General features: G+C 67.1%; 26 protein-coding genes and 1 tRNA gene. 12 read left to right on the top strand and 15 right to left on the bottom strand.

Annotated elements, in window-relative coordinates:
- Window positions 1-105 precede the first annotated feature (105 nt).
- Window positions 106-1,596 carry an Asp-tRNA(Asn)/Glu-tRNA(Gln) amidotransferase subunit GatB gene (gatB, locus tag IEX72_RS03995; RefSeq protein ID WP_188786093.1) on the bottom strand — a complete coding sequence of 497 codons (1,491 nt, stop codon included), beginning with the start codon at window positions 1,594-1,596 and terminating at the stop codon, window positions 106-108.
- A 225-nt stretch (window positions 1,597-1,821) separates the two neighbouring features.
- Here gatB and IEX72_RS04000 point away from each other — a divergent pair, with 225 nt between their 5' ends.
- The 5 genes from IEX72_RS04000 (at window position 1,822) to IEX72_RS04020 (ending at window position 10,166) form a co-directional block, all read left to right on the top strand.
- Entirely contained in the window at window positions 1,822-2,274 is a 453-nt protein-coding gene (locus tag IEX72_RS04000) for a DUF7518 family protein (RefSeq protein ID WP_188786094.1), read from the top strand.
- A gap of 29 nt (window positions 2,275-2,303) precedes the next feature.
- On the top strand, window positions 2,304-5,921 hold the full coding sequence (gene smc / locus IEX72_RS04005) for a chromosome segregation protein SMC (protein WP_188786095.1): 3,618 nt from the start codon (window positions 2,304-2,306) through the stop codon (window positions 5,919-5,921).
- The gene (locus tag IEX72_RS04010) at window positions 5,914-6,906 is read left to right on the top strand and encodes a segregation and condensation protein A (RefSeq protein ID WP_188786096.1); all 993 of its coding nucleotides are present in this window, start codon (window positions 5,914-5,916) and stop codon (window positions 6,904-6,906) included. The genes smc and IEX72_RS04010 overlap by 8 nt, the downstream gene beginning before the upstream one ends.
- A 104-nt stretch (window positions 6,907-7,010) precedes the next feature.
- Entirely contained in the window at window positions 7,011-7,730 is a 720-nt protein-coding gene (locus tag IEX72_RS04015; protein ID WP_188786097.1) for a universal stress protein, read from the top strand.
- Between the two features lie 252 nt (window positions 7,731-7,982).
- Window positions 7,983-10,166 carry an amino acid permease gene (locus IEX72_RS04020; protein WP_188786098.1) on the top strand — a complete coding sequence of 728 codons (2,184 nt, stop codon included), beginning with the start codon at window positions 7,983-7,985 and terminating at the stop codon, window positions 10,164-10,166.
- 60 nt (window positions 10,167-10,226) lie between these two features.
- Here the strand turns inward: IEX72_RS04020 and mtnP are convergent, their stop codons facing one another.
- Entirely contained in the window at window positions 10,227-11,087 is an 861-nt protein-coding gene (gene mtnP / locus IEX72_RS04025) for an S-methyl-5'-thioadenosine phosphorylase (protein WP_188786099.1), read from the bottom strand.
- Window positions 11,088-11,211: 124 nt separating this feature from the next.
- On the opposite strand from mtnP, the gene IEX72_RS04030 reads away from it, so the two are divergent.
- Both IEX72_RS04030 and IEX72_RS04035 read left to right on the top strand, forming a co-directional pair.
- Window positions 11,212-11,451 carry a hypothetical protein gene (locus IEX72_RS04030; RefSeq protein ID WP_188786100.1) on the top strand — a complete coding sequence of 80 codons (240 nt, stop codon included), beginning with the start codon at window positions 11,212-11,214 and terminating at the stop codon, window positions 11,449-11,451.
- Complete coding sequence (locus tag IEX72_RS04035) at window positions 11,441-11,821, top strand: PIN domain-containing protein (RefSeq protein WP_188786101.1); 381 nt, start codon at window positions 11,441-11,443, stop codon at window positions 11,819-11,821. The genes IEX72_RS04030 and IEX72_RS04035 overlap by 11 nt, the downstream gene beginning before the upstream one ends.
- Window positions 11,822-12,262: 441 nt before the next feature.
- Here the strand turns inward: IEX72_RS04035 and IEX72_RS04040 are convergent, their stop codons facing one another.
- Window positions 12,263-13,219: an AEC family transporter gene (locus tag IEX72_RS04040; RefSeq protein ID WP_188786102.1), complete on the bottom strand. Its 957-nt coding sequence runs from the start codon at window positions 13,217-13,219 to the stop codon at window positions 12,263-12,265.
- Between the two features lie 7 nt (window positions 13,220-13,226).
- A complete protein-coding gene (locus tag IEX72_RS04045; protein ID WP_188786103.1) occupies window positions 13,227-13,922 on the bottom strand; it encodes a phosphoribosyltransferase in 696 nt (231 codons plus the stop codon).
- Between the two features lie 101 nt (window positions 13,923-14,023).
- Here IEX72_RS04045 and IEX72_RS04050 point away from each other — a divergent pair, with 101 nt between their 5' ends.
- Window positions 14,024-14,926 carry a PhzF family phenazine biosynthesis protein gene (locus IEX72_RS04050; RefSeq protein WP_188786104.1) on the top strand — a complete coding sequence of 301 codons (903 nt, stop codon included), beginning with the start codon at window positions 14,024-14,026 and terminating at the stop codon, window positions 14,924-14,926.
- 27 nt (window positions 14,927-14,953) lie between these two features.
- Here the strand turns inward: IEX72_RS04050 and IEX72_RS04055 are convergent, their stop codons facing one another.
- The 5 genes from IEX72_RS04055 to IEX72_RS04075 are packed head-to-tail and all read right to left on the bottom strand — an operon-like array spanning window position 14,954 to window position 17,207.
- A complete protein-coding gene (locus tag IEX72_RS04055) occupies window positions 14,954-15,712 on the bottom strand; it encodes a proteasome assembly chaperone family protein (RefSeq protein WP_188786105.1) in 759 nt (252 codons plus the stop codon).
- 4 nt (window positions 15,713-15,716) lie between these two features.
- Window positions 15,717-15,899: an RNA-protein complex protein Nop10 gene (locus IEX72_RS04060; protein WP_188786106.1), complete on the bottom strand. Its 183-nt coding sequence runs from the start codon at window positions 15,897-15,899 to the stop codon at window positions 15,717-15,719.
- Window positions 15,900-15,913: 14 nt separating this feature from the next.
- Complete coding sequence (locus IEX72_RS04065) at window positions 15,914-16,714, bottom strand: translation initiation factor IF-2 subunit alpha (protein WP_188786107.1); 801 nt, start codon at window positions 16,712-16,714, stop codon at window positions 15,914-15,916.
- Between the two features lie 23 nt (window positions 16,715-16,737).
- Window positions 16,738-16,923 carry a 30S ribosomal protein S27e gene (locus IEX72_RS04070; protein WP_188786108.1) on the bottom strand — a complete coding sequence of 62 codons (186 nt, stop codon included), beginning with the start codon at window positions 16,921-16,923 and terminating at the stop codon, window positions 16,738-16,740.
- A gap of 2 nt (window positions 16,924-16,925) precedes the next feature.
- The gene (locus IEX72_RS04075) at window positions 16,926-17,207 is read right to left on the bottom strand and encodes a 50S ribosomal protein L44e (protein ID WP_188786109.1); all 282 of its coding nucleotides are present in this window, start codon (window positions 17,205-17,207) and stop codon (window positions 16,926-16,928) included.
- 113 nt (window positions 17,208-17,320) lie between these two features.
- Between IEX72_RS04075 and IEX72_RS04080 the strand changes: the two genes are divergently transcribed.
- Window positions 17,321-17,578, top strand: coding sequence for an HAH_0734 family protein (locus tag IEX72_RS04080; protein WP_188786110.1), 258 nt, complete (start codon window positions 17,321-17,323; stop codon window positions 17,576-17,578).
- A 25-nt stretch (window positions 17,579-17,603) separates the two neighbouring features.
- On the opposite strand, the gene IEX72_RS04085 is transcribed toward IEX72_RS04080, so the two are convergent.
- Window positions 17,604-20,066: a DUF2298 domain-containing protein gene (locus IEX72_RS04085; RefSeq protein ID WP_188786200.1), complete on the bottom strand. Its 2,463-nt coding sequence runs from the start codon at window positions 20,064-20,066 to the stop codon at window positions 17,604-17,606.
- A 234-nt stretch (window positions 20,067-20,300) separates the two neighbouring features.
- Between IEX72_RS04085 and IEX72_RS04090 the strand changes: the two genes are divergently transcribed.
- From IEX72_RS04090 to IEX72_RS04100, 3 genes are all read left to right on the top strand, one after another.
- The gene (locus IEX72_RS04090) at window positions 20,301-21,110 is read left to right on the top strand and encodes a glycosyltransferase (protein WP_188786111.1); all 810 of its coding nucleotides are present in this window, start codon (window positions 20,301-20,303) and stop codon (window positions 21,108-21,110) included.
- A complete protein-coding gene (locus IEX72_RS04095; protein ID WP_188786112.1) occupies window positions 21,111-21,560 on the top strand; it encodes a GtrA family protein in 450 nt (149 codons plus the stop codon). It abuts the gene before it with no gap.
- Between the two features lie 71 nt (window positions 21,561-21,631).
- Window positions 21,632-21,706: transfer RNA gene (locus tag IEX72_RS04100), tRNA-Met, on the top strand.
- 483 nt (window positions 21,707-22,189) lie between these two features.
- Here IEX72_RS04100 and IEX72_RS04105 read toward each other — a convergent pair.
- From IEX72_RS04105 to IEX72_RS04125, 5 genes are all read right to left on the bottom strand, one after another.
- Window positions 22,190-22,600, bottom strand: coding sequence for a Rieske (2Fe-2S) protein (locus IEX72_RS04105; RefSeq protein WP_188786113.1), 411 nt, complete (start codon window positions 22,598-22,600; stop codon window positions 22,190-22,192).
- Between the two features lie 45 nt (window positions 22,601-22,645).
- Window positions 22,646-23,605, bottom strand: coding sequence for an aminotransferase class IV (locus IEX72_RS04110; protein WP_188786114.1), 960 nt, complete (start codon window positions 23,603-23,605; stop codon window positions 22,646-22,648).
- Window positions 23,606-23,615: 10 nt separating this feature from the next.
- Window positions 23,616-24,083, bottom strand: a complete 468-nt coding sequence (locus IEX72_RS04115; RefSeq protein WP_188786115.1) for a helix-hairpin-helix domain-containing protein — start codon at window positions 24,081-24,083, stop codon at window positions 23,616-23,618.
- Between the two features lie 83 nt (window positions 24,084-24,166).
- Window positions 24,167-24,613: a DUF5790 family protein gene (locus IEX72_RS04120; protein ID WP_188786116.1), complete on the bottom strand. Its 447-nt coding sequence runs from the start codon at window positions 24,611-24,613 to the stop codon at window positions 24,167-24,169.
- A gap of 90 nt (window positions 24,614-24,703) precedes the next feature.
- The gene (locus IEX72_RS04125) at window positions 24,704-25,063 is read right to left on the bottom strand and encodes a dihydroneopterin aldolase family protein (protein WP_188786117.1); all 360 of its coding nucleotides are present in this window, start codon (window positions 25,061-25,063) and stop codon (window positions 24,704-24,706) included.
- Window positions 25,064-25,111: the final 48 nt, after the last annotated feature.

Consider the following 25,111-nt stretch of genomic DNA (forward strand, 5'->3'; position numbering starts at 1 on the left):
CGCGAGGTGGTGGCCTAAACCTTTCGCGGCCGGACCAGCCGAACAGTCGCCAGCGCGGCCGTGCGCGCGGAATCCCGGCGAAGCGCGTTCGTTGCTCGCAGCGGCCTACTCCTCCAGCCGTTCCCGGAGGAGTTCGTTGACGTCGCCGGGGTCGGCGCTGCCGCCGGTCTTCCCCATCACCTGTCCAACCAGGAAGTTGATCGCGCCGCCCTCGCCGGCGTGGTAATCCGCAACAGCGTCGGAGTTCTCCTCGATGGCCTCCCCGACCGCGACGGCGACCTCCTCGTCGGGGGCGGTTCCCAACCCCTCAGCATCGATGACGGCGTCGGGATCGTCACCCTCGTCGAGCATCGTCCGCAACACGACTTCCTCGGCGTTCTTGGTCGTGATCTCGCCGGCGTCGACGAGTTCGACGAGGCGGGCGAACTCCTCGAGTCGGTGGTCGACGTCCGTGATCGACATGTCCCGGTAGTTGAGCTCGCCGAGCAGGTTGTCGGCGACCCACGTCGCCGCCAGGTCGGGGTCGAACCGGCCCGCGACGTCCTCGTAGAAGTCCGCGACCGCCTTCGTGGAGGTGAGTTTGGCCGCCGACTCCTCGTCGAGGCCGTACGCCTCGCGGAACCGCTCCCGGCGAGCGTCGGGGAGTTCGGGGATATCGATCCGCTCGCGCCACCCCCGGACCGACAGCGGCGGGAGGTCGGCCTCCCGGAAGTAGCGGTAGTCTTTCTCCGCTTCTTTCGAGCGCATCGAGACGGTGATCCCTCGCGACTCGTCCCAGTGGCGCGTCTCCTGCTCGACCGCGCGGCCGCGCTGGACCGCGTTCTTCTGTCTGGTGACCTCGTAGGCCAGCGCCTGCTCGGCGCCCTTGTGGCTCGAGATGTTCTTTACTTCCGTTCGGTTTGCCGATGCCAACGCGTCGGTGTCGATCGAACCGCCCTCGCCGACGTCCGCCTCCGGGATGAGCGAGATGTTGGCATCGATCCGGAGCGACCCGTCGCGGGCGGCGTCGAAGACACCGAGATACTCCAAGACCTCCTCGAGTTTCGCGAGGAACGCTCGCGTCTCCGTGGGGGTCCGGAAGTCGGGGTCGGTCACGATCTCCATCAAAGGGGTGCCCGCGCGGTTGTAGTCGACCAGGGTGTAGTCGGCGGTGTCGATGCTCCCCCCCTGGTGCTGGAGGCTGCCGGGGTCTTCCTCGAGGTGGGCGCGCTGGATTCCGATCTCGCGGCGCCGACCCGCCACGGAGACCTCCAGGCTGCCGTCGGCGCAGATCGGCGCGTCGTACTGGGTGATCTGGAAGTTCTTCGGTAGGTCGGGGTAGTAGTAGTTCTTCCGGTGGAACCGGGTCTGCTCGGCGATATCGGCGTCGAGCGCCTTGCCGACCTTGACGGCGGCCTCGACGGCCCCCTCGTTGACGACTGGGAGCGCGCCCGGCAGCCCCAGGCAGGTCGGACAGGTCCGGGTGTTGGGCGCCTCGCCGTCGGCCGGTTCGGTTGAACACCCACAGAAGATCTTCGTGTCCGTCTCGAGTTGGACGTGGACCTCGAGCCCGATGACGGACACGAGTTCCCCCTCCGAGAGCGCCTTCGCGGTCATTACGCCACGCTTCGGTGCACCGCGGCTAAAGCCTAACGGGACTCCTGTGCGTACTGGTCGGGGGGTGTGAAGTCGTCGAGAACGGTGCAAGCGGGACCCCGGAAGCGCCCGCCCAGTGACAGCTCTGGTCGGCGGCCGGTGAGTCGACTACGGCCCCGGTACCTATCAGATTCCGAGGAAGTGTCTGACGTACGTTTATGTGGCCGGAGCCGACCTATACGGCGTATGACCAATCGCGTGGACGAACTCGAATCCCAGGTTGCGAAGCTACAGGCCACCGTTGACGGGCTGACCGAGGAACTCGTCGAGACCAAAGAGCGGGTGCGGCTCCTCGAAGAGTCCGTCGACGTGGACCTCTCTACCGGGAGCCGGGCGGTCGGCTACGACCCCAACTCCGGGAGTGACGCCGGCGCGGACGGCCGAGCGGACGCCGCACCCGAAACGGGGGCGGGCGCCGGGAACGACTCTCTCACCGAGTCGCGGGCACAGATGGCCTCGCGAAGCCAGACAACCGGGACGAAGTCCAACGACGTCGACTTCATCAACGCCGAGGGCGACAATCCGATTCCCAGCGAGGCCGCAGCCGACGGGGCCACCGATGGCGACGAGACTAAAACGGAGGGGGCCGAGGGTGACGACGACGCGACGACCGAAGACGACGACATCATCGTCGCATAATCGGGCACACCGCCCGACACGAGCAACCCATGCACATCAAAGAGCTCGTCCTCGACAGCTTCAAAAGCTTCGGGCGAACAACGCGAATCCCCTTCTACGAGGACTTCACGGTCGTGACCGGGCCGAACGGCTCCGGGAAGTCGAACATCATCGACGGCGTGCTGTTCGCTTTGGGGTTGGCCCGGACCCGCGGCATCCGCGCGGAGAAGCTCACGGACCTGATCTACAACCCCGGCCACGCCGATGGGAGCGGCGACGGCGACGGCGACGGCGACGGCGACGGCGACGGGACCGGGGGTCCCCGGGAAGCCGCCGTCACGGTCGTTCTCGACAACAGCGGGGGGACACTCAACCGTACGCAGGTGGTCAACGCCGTCGGCAGCGAGGACGTCGGCGACGTCTCGGAGGTCACCGTCAAGCGACGGGTCAAGCAGACCGAGGACAACTACTACTCGTACTACTACCTCAACGGCCGGGCGTGTAACCTCTCGGACATCCAGGACCTGCTAGCGCAGGCCGGGATCACCCCCGAGGGGTACAACGTCGTCATGCAGGGTGACGTGACCGAGATCATCAACATGACCGCCTTCGAGCGGCGGGGGATCATCGACGAAATCGCGGGTGTCGCGGAGTTCGACGACAAAAAGCAGGCCGCCTTCGAGGAGCTCGACGCGGTCGAAGACCGGATCGGCGAGGCCGACCTCCGGGTCGAGGAGAAAGAAACGCGGCTCGGAAAGCTCGAGGACGAACGGGAAACCGCTCTTGAGTACCAGTCGCTCCGCGAGGAGCGCGAGGAGTACGAGGGGTACCGGAAGGCGGCCGAACTCGAAGACAAACGCGCCGAGGTCGCCGAAACCGAGGCCGAAGTCGACGACGTGGAGTCCGAACTCGACGCCGAACAGGCGGAACTCGACCGGCGTCAGGGGCGCGTCACCCGGCTCGAAGACGAACTCGACGGGCTCCGGACGGAGATCGAGCGGAAGGGCGAGGACGAGCAGCTGCGGATCAAAGCCGAGATCGAGGAGATCAAAGGCGAGATCGACCGGCTGGAGAACGCGATCGACGCCGCGGAAGCCCGGATTCAGGATGCGGAGAGCGACCGCCGGGAGGCGTTCGTCCAACTCGATCGGAAACAGGAGCAGATCGGCGACCTCGACGACGACATCCGGTCGGTGAAAGTCGAGCAGGCGTCGGTGAAGTCCGATATCAGCTCTTTAGAAACTGACCTCGCCGAAGTCCAGGCCGAGATCGACGACGTCGACACCGAGTACGACGAACTGAAAGCCGACCTCGCCGGGAGGAAAGAGCGCCTGGAGGAGCTGAAGACCGAGCGGAACGACCGCCAGCGCGAGAAGGACCGCCTCCTCGATGATACCCGACGCCGGGCCACCGATGTCTCGGAGGCGGAAGGTCGGATCGAGGAACTCCGCGAGACCCTGCCCGACCTGAAGGCCGAGGCGTCCGACCTGCACTCGGAACGCGACAAGGCCGAGAAGAACCGCGACAAGATCGAAGGGATCGTCGACGACCTCCAAGACGAGAAGTCGGAGCTGAAGTCCGACCTCGACGAGGTCGTCGAGGAGATCCAATCCAAGCAATCGGAGTACGCCACGTTGGAGGCGCGCGCGAGCGACGACGGCGACACCTCCTGGCCGCGGTCGGTCACCACGATCCTGAACGCCGGGAAGCCGGGCGTCCACGGCACGGTCGGGCAGTTGGGCGCGGTCGAGGGCGAACACGCCACCGCGTGTGAGACCGCCGCCGGGGGTCGGCTCGCCCACGTCGTGGTCGACGACGACGGCGTCGGCTCCGACTGCATCGACTACCTGAAATCCCGGAACGCCGGCCGGGCGACGTTCCTCCCGATCACCGAGATGGAGGACCGCGGGCTGCCGTCGCTCCCGAGCCACCCGGGCGTGGTCGACTTCGCGCGGACCCTTGTCGACTACGACCCCGAGTACGAGTCGGTCTTCTCGTACGTTCTGGGGTCGACGGTCGTCGTCGAAGACATGTCGACCGCCCGCGACCTGATGGGCGACTACCGGATGGTGACACTCGACGGCGACCTGGTGGAACGCTCCGGCGCCATGACCGGCGGCTCCGGCGGCGGGTCGCGGTACTCGTTCTCGAAATCCGGCGGCGGCCGGCTGGAGCGGCTGGCCGGGGAGATCGAGGCGTTGGAGGACCGCCGGCGGGGGCTCCAGGCGGAGATTCGCGAACTCGACGAGGACATCGATGACGCCCGTGGCCGTGCCGCCGACGCCCGCGACCGCGTCCGGTCTGTCGAATCCGATATCGAGAGCGCCGAGGCCGACGTCGAGGCCGCCGAAGCGGAGATCCAGGAGAGAGAGGCCGAGATCGAAGCGCTCCGCGAGAAGCGCGCCGAGGTCGACGCGGAGATGCAGGAGATCGACGATGAGATCCAGGAGCTCGAAGCCGAGATCCGAACCGTCGATGGAGAGATCGACGACCTCGAAGCCGAACTCGCCGACTCGAAGATCCCCGAGTTGACAGCCGACGCCGACGAAATCCGCGCCGAGATCGAGACCAAGGAGTCGCGGATGGACGAGCTGGACGGCGATCTCAACCAGCTCGAACTGGAACAGCAGTACGCCGAGGAGGCCATCGACGACCTCCAGGGCCGGATCGAGTCGGCCCAGGGGACGAAAGCCGACGCCCGCGACGAGATAACCGAGTTGGAAGCCGAGATCGACGGTCGAGAGGCCGAACTCGCGGAGAAACGCGCGGCGGTCGAGGAACTCGAGGCCGAACTCGCGGAGCTGAAGGCCGACCGCGAGGATCTCCAGGCCGCCTTGCGGGCTGCGAAGACAGAGCGCAACGGGAAGCGCGACGAGGTCGACCGGATCGAGTCGCGGCTCGACTCCCTCCGGGAGACCGAAGAGCGGCTGTCGTGGGAGGTCGACGAGCTCGAAGCCGAGGTCGGCGACTACGATCCCGAGGCGATCCCCGGCCACGAGGAGGTCCAATCCGCTATTGACCGGCTCACCGAGGAGATGGAGGCGCTGGAGCCGGTGAACATGCTCGCGATCGACGAGTACGACGAGGTTGAGGCCGAACTCGACGACCTCCGGGAGCGCCGCGATGTCCTCGTCGACGAGCGGGAGGCAATCGAGGAGCGGATTGACCGCTTCGATCGGCAGAAAACGGAGACGTTCACGAACGCCTTCGACGCGATCAACGCGAACTTCACCGACATCTTCGAGCGGCTCTCTGACGGGACCGGCGAACTCCACCTCGAGGACCCAGGGGATCCGTTCGACGGCGGGTTGACTATGAAAGCCCAACCGGGCGACAAGCCGATCCAGCGACTGGCAGCGATGTCCGGCGGGGAGAAGTCCCTGACGGCACTAGCGTTCATCTTCGCGATCCAGCGGCACAACCCCGCGCCGTTCTACGCGTTAGACGAGATTGACGCGTTTCTCGACGCCGCCAACGCCGAGCGGGTGGGCGAGATGGTGGATGACCTCTCCGCGGAGGCGCAGTTCGTCGTGGTTTCACACCGCTCGGCGCTGCTCGAACGGTCCGAACGCGCGATCGGCGTGACTATGCAGGGCGACAACGTCAGCGCCGTCACCGGGATCCAAGTGGGAGAGAGCAAAGAGGAGGAGGTGCCCGCGGATGACTGACTCCGCGGGGGCGTCGCCGCCCACGGATGCCCCGGACGACCCGTTTCCCGACGGTGTCGCCGCCGGCCGCGATCCGGGTGGAAGCCCGCCCAACGACGGTAGCGCGGACGATACCGAGGAAGTCGAGCCGGTCGAGGTCCTCGTCCAACTCGCCGAGGAAGGCGAGATCGACCCGTGGGACGTCGACCTGGTGGAAGCCACCGACGCGTTCCTCGAACGGCTGACGGAGACCGACCTCCGGACCTCGGGGCGGGCGTTGTTCTACGCCGCCGTGTTGCTCCGGATGAAGAGCGACGCGCTGGTAGAGCCCGACGACGAGGACGAGGAAGAGCCCGAACCCGAACCGTGGGAGGCGGCGCTGGAAGGCCCGGGCGGCGGCCCGCTCGCGGATCACGCCGACGACGGACCGGCCGGCTTCGACCCGGTCGACGCCCTGGAGGCGGAGATGGACCGGCGGCTCGAACGGAAACAGGCCCGCGGCTCCCCCGAGACGCTCGACGAACTCGTCCGCGAACTCCGAGAAGCCGAAGGGAAATCGTGGTGGAAGCGCCGCCGGGAGTACGACACCTCCGACTCCCCGCGAGGGGGGCGTCGGGGCACGCAGACGCTCGACTACCGGTCGGCCGGCGACCACCGCGACGACGCCGAGCCCACCGCCGCAGACGTGACCGACACCGCTCACTCCGAGGACATCGAATCCTCCATCGCGGCGGTCCGGGAGGCCACCGGGATCCACTACGAGAAGGGTCGCGACGAGGTACTGTTCGCGGAAGTGAGAGACGCCGCCGCCACGCCGGTCACGACGTACCTCGCCCTCCTCTTCCTCTCGCACCGTGGCGCGGTCACTCTCCAGCAGGACGACCTCTTCGGTGACCTCTGGATCCAGGATCCCGACGCAAGCGGCGGGGACGACGCCGACGCGGCGGCCGAGAGCGACGACCCGGGGGTCGGCGACGAAATAGCTCCGGCTGTAGACGACGATTGACGCTCGGCTAACGGCCCCTGTTTCATCTCAGTTGGCACGCGTGTCGAAACACGAGCAGGGCACACGAACAATCAAGCCAATTGCGTGCAAAGCATCCCAACAGGATGCCGCTCACCGACGACGCGACGATTCTCGTGCCCGTGGACGTGTCGACCACGGAGCCGCCTGATCAGGTGATCCTCGATCTGTTGCAGCCGGTCAACCTCGTCGTCCTCGGATACTATCCCGTCCCGAAACAGACGGCCCCGGCACACCTCAAGGAAGATCACGAGGCAGAGGCAGCAGAGCGATTGGAGAGCATCGTATCCAGATTCGCCCGCGGAGACCACGAGGTCGAGGACGTTCTCGTGTTTACGAAGGACCGACAGGATACGATCGACCGGATCGCAGATCAGTATGACTGTGATGCTGTCTTCGTTCCCGGTGAAACTGACGCGATTGATCGGATTCTCGTCCCGTTGCGCGGCGACGTGAACCTCGAACGGATCGTTTCGCTCGTCGGCGAGTTAGTCCGGGCCAGTGACGCTACGGTCACGCTGTTTCACTCCGTGCCGCAAGGGACTGATCCGAGTCAGGGCGAATTCGTGCTCCGTGGAGCGGCCGACCGACTCACCGAGGAGGGGGTCGACCGCGACCGGATCGACTGGCAGCTTTCGGAGGGCGGCTCTCCGAAGCGTAAAATCATCGATCTCGTTGCGGACTACGATTTCGTCGTCCTCGGGGAAGGAGAGCCGTCGCTCAGAGATCGGATTCTCGGGGCCGTGCTCACGCCCATTCTTGCGGAAATCGAGACGCCGGCAGTCATCGTGAGAGACATCGAGTGAGGAATTCAAATTGATGGACACGAGGACACCAGTAGCGACTGTACAGCTCTCCCTCGGATGCCCGACAAGACCAGCGACGCCAGTACCGGCGAGGATCGGGCGAGAGGACCGTGGCTGGCTGAAGCTCACCCACCACTACGCGGCACTCACCGACAGGGGAGTGACGATCGGCGAACAACCCCCTGGCGAGCGTCGCTCGAGGACGTGTGATGTCCACTCCGTCCCCTTTTCGGACGGTCAGCTGGTGAATCGATGAGCGGGGGTCAACTCGAGCGCAACATCGGCTTTCTCGAGGCGATGACCCTCGGCGGTGGGACGATGATCGGGGCCGGGATCTTCATCCTCCCCGGGATCGCGGCCGAGGGTGCGGGGCCAGCGAGTTCGGTCTCGTTCCTCATCGCGGGGTTCGTCGCACTGCTGGCGGCGCTTTCCCTATCGGAGTTGGCGACCGGCATGCCGATCGCCGGCGGGAGCTACCACTACGTCAACCGGGCGCTCGGCGGCTTCTTTGGCAGCATCGTCGGGTGGGGGATGTGGACCGGCCTGATGTTCGCAAGTGGCTTCTACATGATCGGCTTCGGGCAGTATCTCGTCGAACCGATCCCGTTTCTGGACGGTCGGGCGTTCGTTGTGCTCCTCGGCCTCGTCGGACTGTCGCTGATCGTCGGCGTCAACTACTACGGCACCGAGGAGTCCAGCCAGTTACAGAACATAATGATCGGCGCCGAGACCGTCGTCGTCCTCGCCTACGTCGCGCTCGGGCTGTTCTTCATCGACCCGACGAACCTCGACCCGTTCGCCCCGACGGGGCCGAGCGGCATCATCGCGACGACCGGCGTCGTCTTCGTCTCGTTTCTCGGGTTCGAGATCATTGCGACAGTCGCGGGTGAGATCAAGGATCCGAGTCGGAACATCCCGCTGACGATGATCCTCTCCGTCGTGTTGGTGACGATCCTCTACGCCCTGGTGATGATCGTCACGACGGGCGTGCTTCCGTATCAGGCGATCGGGGATTCGCTGGTTCCGGTGTCGGACGTCGCGGTCGTCTTCGCCGGCGCCGTCGGCGTGGTGGCGATCGTGGCGGCTGCCGCCATCGCCGCGATCTCGAGTTCGAACTCCTCGGTGCTCGCCGCGGCACGAGTGAACTTCGCGATGGGCCGGGACGACCTGATGAGCGACTGGCTCAGCGTTACGCACGGTCGGTTCGGAACGCCACACCGAGCGATCGTCGTCACTGGCGCCGTCATCGCGCTGTTGATCGCCGTCGGGCTTCAGGTCGAAACCATCGTCGCCCTCCTGGCCGAGGTGGCCAGCTTCAGCTTCCTCGTGTCCTACTCGCTCGTCCACGTTGCGCTCGTCGTCTTCCGTCGAGCCGATCCGGAGGACTACGACCCGTCGTTCAGAATCCCGGACGTTCTGTACCCGGCAGTCCCGGTTTTGGGCGTGATCCTGACGGTCGTCGTCATCTCACAGATGGCACCCATCATCATCGTCCTGGGACTCGGCATCGTCGGGCTCGGCGTCGGCTGGTACTTCGTGTACGTCAGAGACCACGCCGTCGACCGGGGACTCATCGACGAAGCCATCGCGCCAACGACGGACGCCTACCGGGTCCTCGTCCCGGTTGCGAACCCCGACACCCAGCGTGGTCTCATCCGGCTCGCGGCCGCCACCGCACGCGCGCATACCGACGAAGGAACGCCCGAACTCGTCGCCGTCAACGTCCTCCAAATCGAGGATCCCGACCCGCAGCAGAACGTCGCGGCCGAGCGGCTGGAGAACCAACGCGACCTTCTCGAAGCGACTCGCGACATCGCGGCCGAAATGGACGTGCAGTTACGGACGGTCGCGATGACGGGCGAACGCGTCGACGGGACGATTCTGGAGGCGATCGTCGACGAGGAGCCGGATCAAGTGCTGCTCGGATGGGGAGGGACGCTGACGCGGCAAGGACACGTCTTCGGTCCGAACCTCGACTCCGTCGTCGAGAAGGCCCCGTGTGAAGTGACGCTCGTCACGCTCCACGACGAGACTATCGGCACCCCCGTCGCGCTTGCGGGTCCCGGCCCCCACTCACCGGTCGCCGCACGGCGAGCAGCCGATTTCGCCACCGTCGACGGGACCGTGCCGACGCTGCTGAACGTCCAACAACCGATGGCGGACGGCGAAGCTGCGGCACGGAAGCGGGGAGAAGTCGTCATCGAAGATGTTGCCGAACAGGCGGGGCTCGATCCGGAGGCGTTCGAGCGTGAGGTGATCGTCGATGACGACATCGAGGCCGCGATACTCGATACGGTCAACCGATACAACACGATCTGTGTCGGGCTGTCCGAACGGAGCGCAGCCTCCCGGGTTATGTTCGGGACGATCGCCGAACGTGTCAGTCAGGAGGCGACGAGTAACGTAGGAATCGTCCGCGGGTCCAACGAGTCCTGAGGCTCTCCCGCGCTCGAGGACGTTGCCATCACACGACGCCACACCGCCGGATGGATGCAACTACCCCACGTATTTCCCGATCAGCGGCTCCAACTCCGTTTTCGTCGACTCCGGGATCGCCTCCTCGGGCGTGTTGATCGTGTTCGCGAGCGAAGAGTGGCAGTCGCACTCGTGATCCTCAGAGATCGCGTCGATCGCGGCCTCGACGGTCTCCTTGATCGCGGTCTCGTTGGCCGCCGCGTTTTCAAGCACCTCCTCCAGACTCACCTGGCTGTCGCCGTTCCACACGTCGTAGTCGGTGACGCCAGCGATCGTGGCGTACGCCATCTCGGCCTCCCGAGCGAGTTTCGCCTCCGGGATCGTGGTCATCCCGATGACATCCCACCCCTGCGCGCGATAGAACTCGCTCTCGGCGCGCGTGGAGAACTGCGGGCCCTCGATGCAGACGTAGGTGCCGCCGCGGACCACGTCGGCGTCGGTGGCCGAGTCGGCGGCGTCTTCGAGTATCGCGTTGAGTTCCGGGCAGTACGGTTGCGCGAACCCCTGGTGGACGACGATCCCGTCGTCGAAGAAGGTCAGATCGCGGTGTTTCGTCCGGTCGTAGATCTGGTCGGGCAGCACCAGCGTCTGCGGGGGGAGGTCCGCACGGAGGCTCCCGACGGCGTTCGACGCCAGCACGTGCGTGACGCCGAGTTGCTTCAGCGCGAAGACGTTCGCGCGGTACGGCAGCGTCGTCGGCGAGTACTGGTGGTCGGTGCCGTGCCGAGGGATAAACGCGACCTCCCGGCCGGTGTTGCCGAACTCCCCGACCGTCGGCGGCGCGGAGGGGCGTCCGAACGGCGTCTCGACGTCGACCTCGCGGGTGTCTTCGAGCGGCAGGGCGTCGTAGATCCCGCTGCCGCCAATGAATCCGATGGCCATACGCGTCGTGGGGACGCGGCGGCGTTAAAACGTGGCGGGTGCGGGGCGAACGGACGGTGTTCGCGTCCGCCATCACATTCCGGGCTGCGTAATATTGATCAAATGATATATTCGAGTATACAGTATGAGCAAGTCGGTCCGTCTCTCCGAGGAGTTCCACGCGCGGATCAGAGCCCACAACCGCGACGACGAGACGATGGAAGACACCCTCAGGAGGCTGATCGGCGGTCCATCGCCGACGGAGAGCGCGGGTATCCTCTCTGACGAAACCGCGGCGGGGATGCGTGAGGCCATCGACGCGACGTCGGAAAACGCGGGCGAGAAGCGAGAGCGACTCACCGAACGTCTGCGCGATGATCATTGACACGTCGTTTCTGATCGCACTCGGGAACGGCGACCGCGGTGCGTTCGAGAGGGGCAAGGAACTGGCAGCGTCCGGGGAGGTCCAGTGGCTCCCGGCGCCGGTTGTCGGGGAGTTGGAGTACGGCGTCGAGATGGCCGGCACCGACGAGGAAAAACGGCAGGTGCGGAACGCGTGTCGGCTCTACCCAGTCGTGGAGATCGACACCGAGATCGCTCGTCGGGCGGGGCGTCTACTGGCGAAGGCGGACCGGGAAGCGGGCGGGCCGGGCGCTGCGGGCGTCGACGATGTCGACGCGATGGTCGCCGCGGTGTCAGAGCACCTCGGCGATCCGGTCCTTACGGAGAATCAAGGAGAAAGCCCCGTGATTTAGCGCGGGGATGAATCCGACAACAGGGACGCTGACCACGAGTAGTAAGTAGCCCGACAGCATATTGTAACACAAGCACATCAGGCGAAAATTGGAGTTGGATTGGGGTCTCCGTCATCAAAAAGCAACCCTGTGTCGAGTGTTCTACTCACCCAGCGGGGTTGAGTCGGGTCGATGGCACGGCCCGTGAGGTGCAAGCGGATACACAAAGCACACCACGCCACTTCGGTGGCCCGACGCACTACTCACGAACCACAGCCGAGACCCTCGTGGCCTCGGTCAGGGTGCCTTCAGGGAGGGAGGAACGGCCTGCTGTCCCACGAAGGAATCCTCGCACTTCACCGCGGGGAGGATGTCAACGACAACGTGCGCGACTTTGAGGCGCTCGGCGTCGCAACCGAGGCGTTCTGACACGCTCCTGGATACTCCCCGAAGAACGTATACTCACACCACGACGCCGGTCTGCAGGATCGCGATGACCGCCGTCAGCGTGACCACCGAGACGAGCGTCGTCGCGAAGATGGCGGTCGAGACGAACTCCCCGATCGGGACGCCCGCGACCTCGCCCTCCGCGAACTCCCCCACGAGGATGATCGGGGTGACCGCCGAGGGCATCGCGGTCTCAAGTACGAACGTCCGCGCGACCACGGGGTCGGAGAACCCGATCACGAGCGCGACGCCGACGCCGAGCACCGGCGCGACGACCATCTTCAGGGCGACCGCGCCGCCGACGGCCGACAGCGTCGACCCCACATCGGTCCGGGCGAGTTGGATCCCCACCACCAGCAGCATCACCGGAATCGCCGAGTCGCCGACCAGTTGCAGCGTCGACATCGCCGAGGTGTCCGCGGGTGGGAGCACATCCAGCCACCGCGCCACGAGTGCGGCGACGACGGCGTACACCAGCGGCACGCTGAACACCCGCCGGACGCCCGCGGCCACGCCGTCGCTGCCCCCGCGGCCGGCGACGTACACCCCGAGGGTGTAGATCAGGACGGCCTGGACCGACAGCGCCACCACCGCCGTCGCCCGCCCGGTCTCGCCGAACGCGAAGTTCGAGACCGGGATCCCGTAGTTCCCGGTGTTGGGGAACGCAGTGACGAGGATGAGCGCCGCGAGCGCCGTCTGCGACGCCCCGACCACCCGGCCGACGGCCTCGACGAGTACGATCGCACCGAGGTGAAACAGGACGACTGCGGCCGTGATCCGGACCAGGGTCGACCCCGCGAGTGTTGTGGTCGCGAGGCTGTGGAAAACGAGCGCGGGTGCCAAGACGTAGACAACGACCGTGTTGAGTGCGTTGGTCTCAACGTCGCGGATCGACCCCAGCAGGTAGCCGACACCGCCGACCGCGACGATGGGGAGGATCGCTGTCGTGAACACGGAGATCGGCGCGACCACGCCGAGGTCACTCGGCGAGCCGCCAGGCGTCGCCGGCGGCGGACTCGATCACGCCGCGGCGCTGCATCTCCTCGAGCACCTCGTCCATCCGGTCGGGTTGGGCGATCTCCATTTCGATCCGGTCGATGCCGTGGAACGCCGCCAGGTGATGCCGGATTGACTGGGCGTCGAAGGTTTCCGCGTCGGCTGTCGCCATCACACCCGACACGAGATCGACCATGTCCTCAACGAAGTTCCAGGGGTAGACGATCCAGGTCCACTCCTCCAACCGCTCGCCGACGAAGTCGGGGTCGAACTCGCTTGTGCCCAGCAGTTGGAGCGTTGCGGTCCGGACCTCACCCGCGTCGCGGTCGGTCACGTACTCGTAGGCGCGCTCGATCGACCCGCCGGTGTCGGCGATATCGTCGATGACGAGCACGTCCTTGCCCGCGACGCTGCCCTCGGGCATCGGGTACCGGATCTCCGGCTCGCCGGTCTTCTCGGCGGTCCCGACGTAGTGTTCCATCTTCAGGCTCGTGAGGTCGTCGAGCCCCAGGAAGTCGCAGATGCACCGCCCCGCGAACCACCCGCCACGGGCGAGTGCCACCACCACGTCCGGCTCGAAGTCGACGGCCTTCACCTGGTCGCTCACGTCGCGGCACAACCCGTAGATGTACTCCCAGTTTGTTATCGTGCAATCGAACTCATCGGGCAGTTCGCCCATACGTATCAGTCACCGTGTTTTATCCGTCGAGCCGACGGCTTAATTCGTTCGTCTCGCTGCCCCGACGAGGACTTTTGAGCCGGGCGGGCGTTGGTCGGAGTATGGACACCCGCCGCGCGCTACTCGTTGACGCGTTCACCGCTGACCCGCTCGCCGGAAACCCCGCCGGTGTCATCCCCGACGCGGCGGGGTTGTCAGCCGACCGGATGGGCGCCGTCGCCGCGGAGCTGTCGGTCAGCGAGACCGCGTTCGTGCTGCCCGCCGACGATGCTGACCGGCGGCTCCGGTATTTTTCGCCGACCCAGGAGGTGGACCTCTGCGGCCACGCCACCATCGCCGCCCACGCGCACCTCTATCAGGAGGGCGCCATCAACGCCGGCGAACACACCGTCGAGACCAACGTGGGCCTGCTCGACGTCGAGGTCGGCGACGACGGGATCGTCTGGATGACACAGAACCGGCCGGAGGTCCGCCGCGTCGACATCGGTTACGACCGACTGGGCGACGCACTCGGAATCGATCCCGCCGCGCTCCGGGACGTCGGTGCCGACCTCCCGACCGCCGTCGCCTCGACCGGGCTGCGGTTCCTGGTGGTTCCGGTGAACTTCCTGGAACACCTGAGTTCGGCCGCGCCCGACCACCCGGCGGTCGAAACCCTCGCCGAGGAGTACGACGCCGCGGGCGTCTACGCGTTCACGTTCGACACGCTGGAGGGCGACTCGACGCTCCACGCCCGCGCGTTCGCCCCCGGACTCGGCATCCGGGAGGATCCGGTCACGGGGACCGCCGCCGGCGCGTGTGGGGCGTACCTCCGCGAGGTCTCCGGCTTCGACGGCGAACTCCCCAAGGAGATGATCTTCGAGCAGGGCCACTTCGTCGACCGCCCCGGCCGGATCCGGGTGCGGGTCGGCGCGACGGTCCGAGTCGGCGGGCGTGCGGTCACGTCGCTCGACGGTCGGCTCGCAGTTCCACCCGGCGAGGACGACGACATCATCGAGGCGTGACCGGCGAAAAACCGACGCGTCGGGTGGCTACCCGATATACCGGAGGTCGTCGTCGGCCGGCATCCCCTGCTGTTGGCTCTGCATCTCCTGGAGTTTCTCGACGACTTCTTTCATCTCCTCGGCGCGTTCTTCCAGGGAGTCGTAGCCGACCTCGAAGCCGACGACTTCCTCTAGAACCTCCAGTACCGCCTGCGCGCTGGTGGGGTCGACGAGGTAGCCGCTGGTTTCGCCCATCAGACACGACGCGGCGAGCCCGCGGCGCTCGCCGAGCCCCAAAAGCAGGCCGCTGACACCGACGATCCCGCCGGCGGGTTCGCCTTCCCGGAACTCCACGCCGGCCTCACGCAGCGGGCCGAGGCCCTCCTCGTTGCCGACAGCGCCCAGCACGTCGGGTTCCTCGACGAGTTCGCCGGTCGGCACGCCCCCCAGCGCGTAGATGTCGGCGACGTCGAACGACGCCGCGACGTCCAGGAACGCGTCGGTGACGTGGTAGTGTCCCGAGTGCGACTGCGCCTGGTGGTCGCCGGTCAACACCAGCAGGTCGCGGTCGCCGGCGTCAACCGCGTGGAACTCCGCACACGCCAGCGACGCGACGCCCTCGTTGCCGATCCCGACCTGCGGGGGGAACTCGTCGGAGTGGACCCGGACCACGAGTTCGGAGTCGAACTCCTCAAGCAGATGCTCGGCGGCCAGTTTACCGACGTGGCCGACGCCGGGCAGCCCCTCGATCAGCGCCGGATCGTGGAGCGTCGGCTCCGCGACCGTCTCAACTTCGATATCGTCCATACCTTCACTCGCGGCCGCGTCGTTTAAGAGCGCGTCGGTACTCGCCGTAGGCGTCCTCGGGGTCGAACGGCGCGGGTGCAGAGTTCTCGGTCTCGGCATCGCACTCCGGGCAGGTGTCGCCGAGGGTGTAGACCGGGCGGTTGTGGGCGTCACGCCACGCCGCACACACCCGGATGTCAGATTTCATCGCCAGCCCCGCGTTTACTCGTCGTCTTCGCGACGCTCGCGGTGGTACTCGGCGGTCCCGGCGGCCGCTTCGATCGACTCGCGGGCCCGACCCGCGGCCGACTCCAGTGCGTTCTCGGCGGTCTTGTAGTCCGGCGCCTGGACCCGGATCCGGTACTCGGGGGAGCCGACGTAGGTGACCGCGAGGTCGATCTCTTCGGGGACCTCGCCGTTGCCCTCCGCGGCCTGCAGCGCCTCCGTGATGGAGTCGACGCCGTCGCCGGTAGGACACCGGATGTCGACGTAGCCCGTCACGGTGACGTACGGCACCGAGACGTTCTGGCGGGCGGTCTGGACGACCGCCCGGACCTCTTCGTCGTCGAGATCGACATCGTCTAAGGCTTCGGCGCCGTGGATCGCGGCGGACTCGAATCCCTCGTACAGCGACTCGAACTCGGCGAGGATGGCGTTTGCGACGGCGCTGTAGCGCTCGTCGTCGACGTCCTCGCCGAACGCGATCTCCATCCAGTTGTCCGCCTTCTGCTGGTTCTTCCACTCCTGGATCTTGTCCTTCCGCTGGTGCTCGTTGACATCTTTAACCGAGAGGTCGATCTGCTGGGCCCCCTCATCGACGTCGAGCACCTTCGCGACGACGGTCTGTCCCTCGCGGACGTGGTCGCGAACGTTCTTGATCCACCCACTTGCGACCTCACTGATGTGACAGAGGCCGCGCTTGTTCTCGTACTCGTCAAGATCGACGAAGACACCGAAGTCGGTGATCTCGTCGACCTCGCCGACAACGAGTTCACCCGACTCGGGCCATCCGCTGTACTTCATATATTGAACCCTCCGTGGTTACGTTACGCCTCGGCCGAGCGGCGCTCGACCGTCTCGACAACCTCGCCGTGGATCTGAGCGTCGCCCCCGGTGGGCGTCGCGAGCGTCGTTCCGCAGACGGCACAGTTGACCGTCGAGGAGGCTTTGCCGAAGACGACCTGTTCGTTGTCACAGTCCTCACACCGCACGCGGTAGAAGTTCCCCGCCATCGTTACTCCTGGAACCGGAGGCGCCCGGCGCGCCAGCCCTCGCGCATATGGGCCTTGCCGCAGTCCGAGCAGATGTACTTCAGGTGGGTCTTCTTCGTGGGCTTGTCCCCACCGGGTACCTTCGAGAACTTCCCGGCGTTCCCGATCACGGCCTTGCCGCGGCGGGTCTGGCGGGCGTTCCACTTCATTCCGGTCGAGCGCCCAGTCCGCACCTTCTCGACCTCGTGTTCGTGGTGGCCGTCGCAGTTCGGACAGTACGTGTTGAATCGGCGTGGCATCTCCATAGATATCGACCTTACGTTGAGTTCACGTCGATCGGTTAAAACCCGTTTGGTTCGGGTCGCGGCCGCGACACGTCTCCGAAGCGGTTAAGCCCCGAGTGTGGCAAGAGCGTGGTATGAAGAAGGTCATCATCCGCGGGGACCCCGGAATCGGCCGCGGCGCGATCATTGAGGTTGATGGCGAGGAGGTTGTCTGCTTCTCGCTGGATCGCCAGAGCAGCTACCACGGCGGCGACCGACCGCAGTTGTGGTGTACGGTCGGCACCGAAGACGAACGCGAGACCTTCGAGAAACGCGAGTTCGTTCCCCACTTCCTGGACGTTGTCGCCGTCGACGCCGAAGCGATCGACATCGTCGAGAAGCGCGGGTCGTGACGCGTCTTTCCGTTCACTCCGCGCGTTACTCTTTTGACAGCGCGTTGTGGTCGACCGCGTAGATCGTCACGTCGCCCGACTGGTGGACCTGTTCGATCCCGCCCGTTCGGAACGACACCGGGCCGTACCGGGCTCGCTCGCCCGGCCCGACCCAGATGTAGTCCACGCCGTACCGCTCGAGGAGCGCCGCCCGGGTCGCCGCGTTGCCGGTGTACATCGCGTCCACGTCGCGGACGCGATCGAGGTATCCCCGTTGCCCGCGGTAGCCAACCTCGTGCTGCCACCCCGCGACGGTCGGCACCCCGGTCAGGCTCGACGCGGGGTTGGCGTTCCAACTGTACATCACGCGGTCGCGGCCGTCGGTGCCCCCGGGGTATGTCGCGGTCCCCGGCGCTTCCAACAGCGTGGGCTGGCCCTCACGAGCGTCGACCCACGCGATCGCGGCCGCCTGGTCGGGGTGGTCGGTCCGGACGAACTGCGTGGCGTCGAGTGTCGGGCCGTCGGCCGGGGCGTTGCTGAAATGTGCCCCCACCGCGAGAACGCCGTAGATACTGGTCGATGCGACCAGCGCGATCACGAGCCCGACGACCGCGACCCGCCGCCACGGGATCCCGCCGATGTCGCTGCCGGTGGTCGTGGTCTCGGCTCCCGACGCCTTCGCGTCGCCGCCGTCAGGTTCGACCGCCCGATCCGGCCTGTCGGCACCGGAGTCCGTTGCCCCGTCGCCGGCCCACAGCCCCGCGAGCGCCACTCCCGTCGCGGTCCCAAAGAACACCCACACCTGGATGTAGGTCTTGAACACGGTGTTCATCCGGCCGGGACCAGCCTGCTCGTTCACGTATACCAGTTCGACGAGCGTCACGAGTCCCGCGCCCGCGACGACGAGGACAGCCTCGTAGCCCACCGACTCCGAGGTTCGGAGCGCGATCCACGCCAGCAGGAGCAGCGGCACCGACACCGCCAGCGCCGCGAACCCGATCTGCAGTCCGACGGCCACCGCGGCGGCGACCCCACCGACGAGCAACCACGGGCGGGCGACCCGGACCCGTGTGAGGAGAGAGCCCATCAGTCCGCCCAGGAACGCGCCGTGAACCAGGAGCAGCGGCCCGAGCCCGCTCCGGAGCTCCGGGCCGAGGAGTTCGATCGACCGCTCGCTGCCACCCGTCGCCGTCCCAAGGAGAAACGGCGCCGCGAGGACGGACGCGATGGTCGCGCCGATCGCGGCAACCGCGAGCGCGCCGCCGACGCGCCGGAGTTCGGCAGCCGCTGTCCGGGTCGCGATCGGTGGGTCTCCCCTGGCGGTCGCCGCAGCAGCCGGGTCGCTATCACCGGGAAGCAGCGACCGGAGCCGACCGCCGCCCGGAAGCAGCGTCCACGGATCAGCGGGCGCGAACGCCGCCGCCAGCCATCCGACCGCGAGGATGCTCGGGAAACTCCAGGTGTCAACCACCGCCTGCCACGCCGCAAGGATCGGCAGCACGCCGAACAGTAGCGCGCGCCGGCGGCGCACCGACGATGCGGGCGTCCGGTAGTACGCGTAGCCGACCGCCGCCGCGAGCAGCAGGGTTGGCGTCCCCATCATGTGGGCATGGAGGTCACCGTTCAGCCACGAAAACAGCGGGAACTCGTTGATCGTGCCGGGGATAACGCGGGAGGCGCTCCAGTAGCTGAACGACTCCGCGCCCGCGAGGACGGTCTCGACGGTGTAGTCGGTCCGTTCGGCGACGTACCCTGCGGCGGTCCGATCCAACGACCCCGGGAGCGCCGACAGCGCGAGCCGGCCGGTGGTGACCAGGTTGCTCGCGACCCCGACAAAGAACGCCGCGAACCCGCCGGCGACCCGCCGGGAGAGTCCGCGGTCGGCGCCGACAGCGGCCGCGAGCTCGAAGGCCGCCGTCACCAACGCGGCGTAGAACCCCGCGAGCGCAAGGTTGTACGCGAACCGCGGCGGCGTCGCGGTCAGCCACGACAAAAGCGTCGCGGTCAGGTGGCCGCCGTAGTAGTATTTCACCGGCTGGTTCGCGAACCAGAAGTCCTCCGGCGGGAGGACGGTCGACCGGTCGAGGGTCTTCAGCAGGCCGAAGTCCAGGAACTTCTCCCCACCGATCGGCAGCACCGCGGGGTCGAACGCCCGGATCGCGACGACGACCCCGAACCCGAGGAGAAAGACGGCCGCGGCGTCGGTTGCAGCGCCGCGGTCGATGTCGACGGCGAGGCGTATCCGACCCTGGCGGAGGGCGGCAACGTCGAGACCGGCGAGCGCGCTGGCGAGGAGGAGCGTCGCGACGCCGGCCGCGAGCGCGGTCGGTCCCCACGTCACCCGTCCGACCCAGTAGGCGGGGACACTGAGCGTCACGAGCGCAGCCGGAACCGCAAGCCCGGCCCCGCGGCCGTCCGCCCGGGGGAGGAGCCGGGCGACAAGGGGGAGCCCGAGCGCGAAGAGCGCGGCGTAGAGGACCAGCCACCGGGCGACGAGGGCGTACTCCATTGCCGTATCGGATCCGCCGAGACGCCGGGGCATACGTTTTTCGCCCGACGGTCGTCTGAGGGTGGGTCGTGTAGCGAACAGCCGGCACACCGGAATCCCCGCGCCGACGTGCCGGACGGCCGCAGACCGGCGCGGGGCGAACATCAGGGCACGCGGGGTGTGGCCCCGCTATCGGTCATAAACCTCCGGACGGTAGCGGTTCGTTTTTTACACGGGAGCCGGTACTCCGCGGTGATGACCCGTCCCGTCGGGATCGTTGTCCCCGCCTACCGCCCCGACGCCGACCAGCTCGGTCCCTATCTTCGGGCACTGGACGATCGGCTCGACCCGACCGTGATCAGGGTCGAACTCGACGCCCCCGAACCGGGGCTCCGCGAACGGCTCACGCCCCTCCCCGCCCCTGTCGAGGTCGCGGTGGCGGACAGCAGACGCGGGAAGGGAGCGGCGATCACCGCGGGGTTCGAGGCGGTGGTCGACCGGGTTTCGGTCCTGGGTTTCGCCGACGCCGACGGCAGCACGCCCGCCGATTCGTTTGCCGCCGTCGTCGACAGGGTGCTCGACGGGGCGGACCTCGCGGCCGGCTCCCGCCGCCACCCCGACGCCGACGTACGCGCCCACCAAACGTTCGCCCGGCGGCGGCTGGGCGACGGGTTCGCGTGGCTCGCACGCCGGTTCCTCGACGAGCCGCTCTACGACTACCAGTGCGGCGCGAAGGCACTCACCGCCGACACGTGGCGGAGGGTCCGGCCACACCTCTACGAGGGGGGGTTCGCGTGGGACATCGAACTCGTCGCGGTCGCGAGCGCGTTCGACCGCCGGATCGTCGAGGTGCCGGTCCAGTGGGAGGACCACCCTGATTCGACCGTGTCGACCGTCGACACCACGCTCCGACTGGCGCGGGCGCTCGTGACCTCCCGCCACCGGGCGCGGCTGCTCCGGGAGGATCGGCTTCACCAGTTGGTCGCTTCGCAACGGCGACCCGGCCCGGCGCTGATCGAACGCCTCGCGGCGGCCGACGCGGCCGACCCCACCGAGGCCGACTGAATGGTCCGCGAAACTGTCGCGGCCCTCGCCTCGGGCGTCCGGTTCGGGAAGTTCGTGTCCGTCGGCGCGGTCGGGGCCGCGTTCGACGTCACCATCACCACGGCGCTCATCGTCGGGCTCGGTGTCCTCGGAGAGTACGCCAAACTCGTCGGCGCGGAGGTCGCGATCGTCGTGATGTTCGCGATCAACGAGCGGTGGACGTTCTCCGAACTCGGCGCACCCGGGGTGGGGCCCACCCTGGCCCGGTTTCTCCGATCGAACCTGGTGAGAAGTGGCGGGCTCGCCGTCCAGTTCCTGATCGTCCGCGGGTTCCGGCAACTCGAACTGTCGATGGTGGTTCTCGGGGTCGACGTCTGGCAACTGATCCCGATCCCGATCGCGATCGGAGCGTCGGTGCTGCTGAACTACATCGCCGAAAGCCTCCTTACCTGGCGCGTGACGCGCTCCTGACGCGCCGTGGCAAACTGCCATACTGCGGCCGAAACACAATCCTTAACCGTACCCCTCGACTTCATTTTGGTAGCGGGATGGGATAGCCAGGAGATTCCGCCGGGCTCATAACCCGGAGATCGGTAGTTCAAATCTACCTCCCGCTACTCCGCGCGAGATCGACTTTTGATCTGCCTGATGATGTGCCTCCGACGACCCGAGTTTTCGACCGCACTACAGGCGTTAGTGCTTCTTCAACAGTTTCGTTCCGCGGATGAATATTAAGTAATCGCGTGAATAGATAATACGCGTGAGATGACCAAGCGACTCACTGTTGACTTCGAGGACGACCTGTACAAGGAGTTCTCGAAGCAATGCATCGACGCTGAAAAGACTAATCCACGGGAAGCCTTGCGCTCGTACGGAAATCTCGATTTTCGTGTAACGAGACGTGTTGCGTCTCGAACCACTTGACACCGAGGCAGTTCACCTCCCGCTATTTTCCCGAGAATTTGACCCTGAGCGGAACGTTGATGCGCCGTGGATAGTCGAGTTCTCGACTGCGGATCTCATACTGTCGGCTATAGTCGCGTGACGTATTTCGACACCCCGGGGTGTCGAAAATCTTCACGTAGTTATAGCCGACAGTATCAGAAGTCGATCCGGCTCCCCGAGGAGAGATCCCGTTCCTCGGAGAGTCCGGGGTCGGCACTCTCCCACTCCTCGTCGGTCAGGTACACGCCTCCCTCGGCGACAGTCACCTCGAACGTATCGAGGACCGCCCCCTCGCAAGGTCCGAAGTCGCAGTGGCCGGTCGCTTTCTCGAAGCTCGCGCCGTGTTTCCCGCAGACGAGTTCCTCGTCCCGGACAGTGGCGCCCGGCCCCTTGTCGAGCCGGACGTCACGCCAGTGGGGACAGTAGTTGGTGTACGCCACGACCGTGCCGTCGCCGAGGCGGGTGAGCAGCCCCTCCGTCGTCTCGAACCCGGATCGGGCGGTGAAGACGACGGTGTCCTCGGCGGTCACCTCGTCGGTGTCGACGATGCGGCGGTCCTCGTTCATATGCGTATTCCGGGTCCGAGGCGTTCAAACGTGACGGTTCCGGGGTCAGGAGTCCGCGTCCCCGTCCCCGTCTCCGTCCCCGTCTCCGGCTTCGCTGTCGCCCGGAGTGCTGCCGCCAGCGCCCGACAGCCGTTCGCCGCCGTAGCACTCGCGTTCGATGCGGGCGTTGTAGACCCGGCGGAGGAGCGCCGTGACCGGGCCGGCGCCGACGTCGATCCCGTCGACCGTCCCGACGGGCCGGATTCCGCGGGTCGTGGTCGTGACGAACGCCTCTTCGGCGCTCCGGAGGTCTTCGGGGGTGAACGAGCCCTCGGTCACGGGGATCCCCTCCCCCTCCGCGATGTCGATGACCTCGGCGCGGGTGACACCCGGCAGAACGGGACCGTCGAGGCTCGGGGTGCAGAGGGCGTTGCCGTCAACAAAAAAGAGAGCGCTCGTGGTGCCCTCCGCGAGGCGGCCGTCGCCGTCAAGCATCACGGCTTCGTCGGCGCCGGAGACACGGAGTTCGAGCCGGGCCAGGACGGCGTTGATGTGGTTGTGTGTCTTCACCTCCGAGGGGATCGCGGCGTCGGGGACGCGGCGGGTCTTCACCGTCTGGAGCGTTGCCGGCCCGCCCCGGACCGGGTCGGAGCCGACGCCGCCGCGGGGGAGCGACTCGGCGTGGACCACGACGGTCGGGTCGGCATCGGGGTCGGGACTGAGACCGCCCGACCCGACGCCACGGGTGATTGAGAGCCTGACCAACGCGTTGTCGAGGCCGTTCGCACGGAGCGTCTCCGCGACGCGTCTCCGGAGGTCGGCCGACGAGAGCCCGTGGTCGAGCGAGAGCGCCGCCGCGGAGCGGGCGAGGCGCTCGGCGTGGTCATCCCAGCGGAACACCGCACCGCCGTAGATCCGGAGCGTCTCGAAGACCGCGTCACCGTATAGGAATCCGCGGTCGTGGACGCTCACGGACGCCTCCGCCGCCGGGACGAGGTCGCCGTCGACGTGGGACAACCCGGCCATCGCGCGGCGGCTACGACCCCCCGCTCGCCCGCCCGATCCAGTCGCTCACCCGGGATTCGGAGACGTCGATCCCGTCGGCCACCTCAACGGCGTCGGCCGCGGCGAGTTCGCTCACGGTCTCGATACCGAACTCCTCCAGCCGGCCGGCGTACGCCGGCCCGATGCCTTTGATCGTCTCGACGGACGCCGTCGCGCCGTCCGCTGTCGGTTCGGCGTCGTCCGCGCTCCCCGTCGGCGCGTCGTCCTTGGACTCGCCCGCGGCCGTATCGCCGCTCGTGGCCTCCGTCGGCGCATCGCCGCCTTTGACCGCCGCTTCGGTCGCCGCGTCGGGGGTCGGCTGCGCCGCGTCGGGATCGTGTTCGACGGCTACCCGTCCGTCCTGCGGTTCGGTCGGCCCCGGTTCGGTGGTCGGCTCCTCGGCTCTCCCGCCGCCGGTCAGCGCGCGAAGCGCCGACACGATCGTATCGAAAATGCTCATCCTACCGGTAGTAGGAGAGTCGAGTATTTAAAAATCAGTCCGCAGTGCGGACACACGGGCCGGCGGAGCCGCGCCGATCCCCGTCACGCCTCGGCGTCGGACGTGTCGTCGGCGGCGTCTGCGGCCGCGCCGTCCCCCTCGACCGCCTCCCGCAGTTGGTTCCGGATTCCCGGTACCGTCCCCGTGAGGTCGCCCACTGTGTCTTCGGCGTCCTCGATCGCCGTCACGAGGCTTTCGAGATCCTCGATTTTCGCCTCCAGGTCGTCGGGGTCGTCGAACGCGTCGGCGCGTTGCCCCACGATGAAGGTCTTTTTCGCCTGCCGGAGGTGCTCTGCGGCGTCACCGACATCGAGCGCGGAGCGAAGGGTGTTGAGGACGCCGAGGACGTTGTCGGCCTCCACGTCCCACACCGCGTCGGGGTCGGGCAACACCGCGCGGGCGTCGTCGAGGTGTCCCGCAACCTCCTCGCGCATCTCCGCGGCGGCCTCGCCGAACAGATCGTCGTCCGCGAGCGTGGTCTGGTCGCTCATACCACGGGGTTCGGGACCGACGGGATTAAACACACGCCCGAAAGTGAAAGTGAAACTCCGGCGGGCACGAACCGCCGCAGTTCGGCTCGTTCACCCGTTTGAACCGTCAGGTTCGACGTCAACCAGCTGCATCGTCGGGTAGTCGCCGTCCATCTCCATCCGCGTCCGGACGGTCACGCCGGCGCGCTCGATCCGCATCCCGACGTCCATGAACCGGCCGGTGAGTTCGGTGTAGTCCGCCGACTGGGCGTCGAGTTCCGCTGCGATCCGGTCGGTCCGGACCGCGACGTCGACGTCGACGCAGTGGGGCTGGTTCTCGATCGCCGCCTCCATGGCTCGCCCCAAGCTCTCGGCGCTGTCGGGGCTCACCGGCGTGCCCGCGAACTGGTGGTAGAGCGATCCAAACTTGATTCCCGCCTCGAAACACGCGCGTTCGGCGTCGGTTGGCATACCTCGGCTTCGCTGCCGACACGCAAATGGCTGCCGTCGGCGAAGCGG

Source organism: Halobellus salinus (assembly GCF_014646875.1).
GTDB classification, from domain to species: domain Archaea; phylum Halobacteriota; class Halobacteria; order Halobacteriales; family Haloferacaceae; genus Haloquadratum; species Haloquadratum salinum.

Excerpts from the sequence above, each read along its gene's own strand:
- gatB (WP_188786093.1), bottom strand. The coding sequence starts at position 1,596 with ATGACCGCGAAGGCGCTCTCGGAGGGGGAACTCGTGTCCGTCATCGGG.
- IEX72_RS04000 (WP_188786094.1), top strand. The coding sequence starts at position 1,822 with ATGACCAATCGCGTGGACGAACTCGAATCCCAGGTTGCGAAGCTACAG.
- smc (WP_188786095.1), top strand. The coding sequence starts at position 2,304 with ATGCACATCAAAGAGCTCGTCCTCGACAGCTTCAAAAGCTTCGGGCGA.
- IEX72_RS04010 (WP_188786096.1), top strand. The coding sequence starts at position 5,914 with ATGACTGACTCCGCGGGGGCGTCGCCGCCCACGGATGCCCCGGACGAC.
- IEX72_RS04015 (WP_188786097.1), top strand. The coding sequence starts at position 7,011 with ATGCCGCTCACCGACGACGCGACGATTCTCGTGCCCGTGGACGTGTCG.
- IEX72_RS04020 (WP_188786098.1), top strand. The coding sequence starts at position 7,983 with ATGAGCGGGGGTCAACTCGAGCGCAACATCGGCTTTCTCGAGGCGATG.
- mtnP (WP_188786099.1), bottom strand. The coding sequence starts at position 11,087 with ATGGCCATCGGATTCATTGGCGGCAGCGGGATCTACGACGCCCTGCCG.
- IEX72_RS04030 (WP_188786100.1), top strand. The coding sequence starts at position 11,212 with ATGAGCAAGTCGGTCCGTCTCTCCGAGGAGTTCCACGCGCGGATCAGA.
- IEX72_RS04035 (WP_188786101.1), top strand. The coding sequence starts at position 11,441 with ATGATCATTGACACGTCGTTTCTGATCGCACTCGGGAACGGCGACCGC.
- IEX72_RS04045 (WP_188786103.1), bottom strand. The coding sequence starts at position 13,922 with ATGGGCGAACTGCCCGATGAGTTCGATTGCACGATAACAAACTGGGAG.
- IEX72_RS04050 (WP_188786104.1), top strand. The coding sequence starts at position 14,024 with ATGGACACCCGCCGCGCGCTACTCGTTGACGCGTTCACCGCTGACCCG.
- IEX72_RS04055 (WP_188786105.1), bottom strand. The coding sequence starts at position 15,712 with ATGGACGATATCGAAGTTGAGACGGTCGCGGAGCCGACGCTCCACGAT.
- IEX72_RS04060 (WP_188786106.1), bottom strand. The coding sequence starts at position 15,899 with ATGAAATCTGACATCCGGGTGTGTGCGGCGTGGCGTGACGCCCACAAC.
- IEX72_RS04065 (WP_188786107.1), bottom strand. The coding sequence starts at position 16,714 with ATGAAGTACAGCGGATGGCCCGAGTCGGGTGAACTCGTTGTCGGCGAG.
- IEX72_RS04070 (WP_188786108.1), bottom strand. The coding sequence starts at position 16,923 with ATGGCGGGGAACTTCTACCGCGTGCGGTGTGAGGACTGTGACAACGAA.
- IEX72_RS04075 (WP_188786109.1), bottom strand. The coding sequence starts at position 17,207 with ATGGAGATGCCACGCCGATTCAACACGTACTGTCCGAACTGCGACGGC.
- IEX72_RS04080 (WP_188786110.1), top strand. The coding sequence starts at position 17,321 with ATGAAGAAGGTCATCATCCGCGGGGACCCCGGAATCGGCCGCGGCGCG.
- IEX72_RS04085 (WP_188786200.1), bottom strand. The coding sequence starts at position 20,066 with ATGGAGTACGCCCTCGTCGCCCGGTGGCTGGTCCTCTACGCCGCGCTC.
- IEX72_RS04090 (WP_188786111.1), top strand. The coding sequence starts at position 20,301 with ATGACCCGTCCCGTCGGGATCGTTGTCCCCGCCTACCGCCCCGACGCC.
- IEX72_RS04095 (WP_188786112.1), top strand. The coding sequence starts at position 21,111 with ATGGTCCGCGAAACTGTCGCGGCCCTCGCCTCGGGCGTCCGGTTCGGG.
- IEX72_RS04105 (WP_188786113.1), bottom strand. The coding sequence starts at position 22,600 with ATGAACGAGGACCGCCGCATCGTCGACACCGACGAGGTGACCGCCGAG.
- IEX72_RS04110 (WP_188786114.1), bottom strand. The coding sequence starts at position 23,605 with ATGGCCGGGTTGTCCCACGTCGACGGCGACCTCGTCCCGGCGGCGGAG.
- IEX72_RS04115 (WP_188786115.1), bottom strand. The coding sequence starts at position 24,083 with ATGAGCATTTTCGATACGATCGTGTCGGCGCTTCGCGCGCTGACCGGC.
- IEX72_RS04120 (WP_188786116.1), bottom strand. The coding sequence starts at position 24,613 with ATGAGCGACCAGACCACGCTCGCGGACGACGATCTGTTCGGCGAGGCC.
- IEX72_RS04125 (WP_188786117.1), bottom strand. The coding sequence starts at position 25,063 with ATGCCAACCGACGCCGAACGCGCGTGTTTCGAGGCGGGAATCAAGTTT.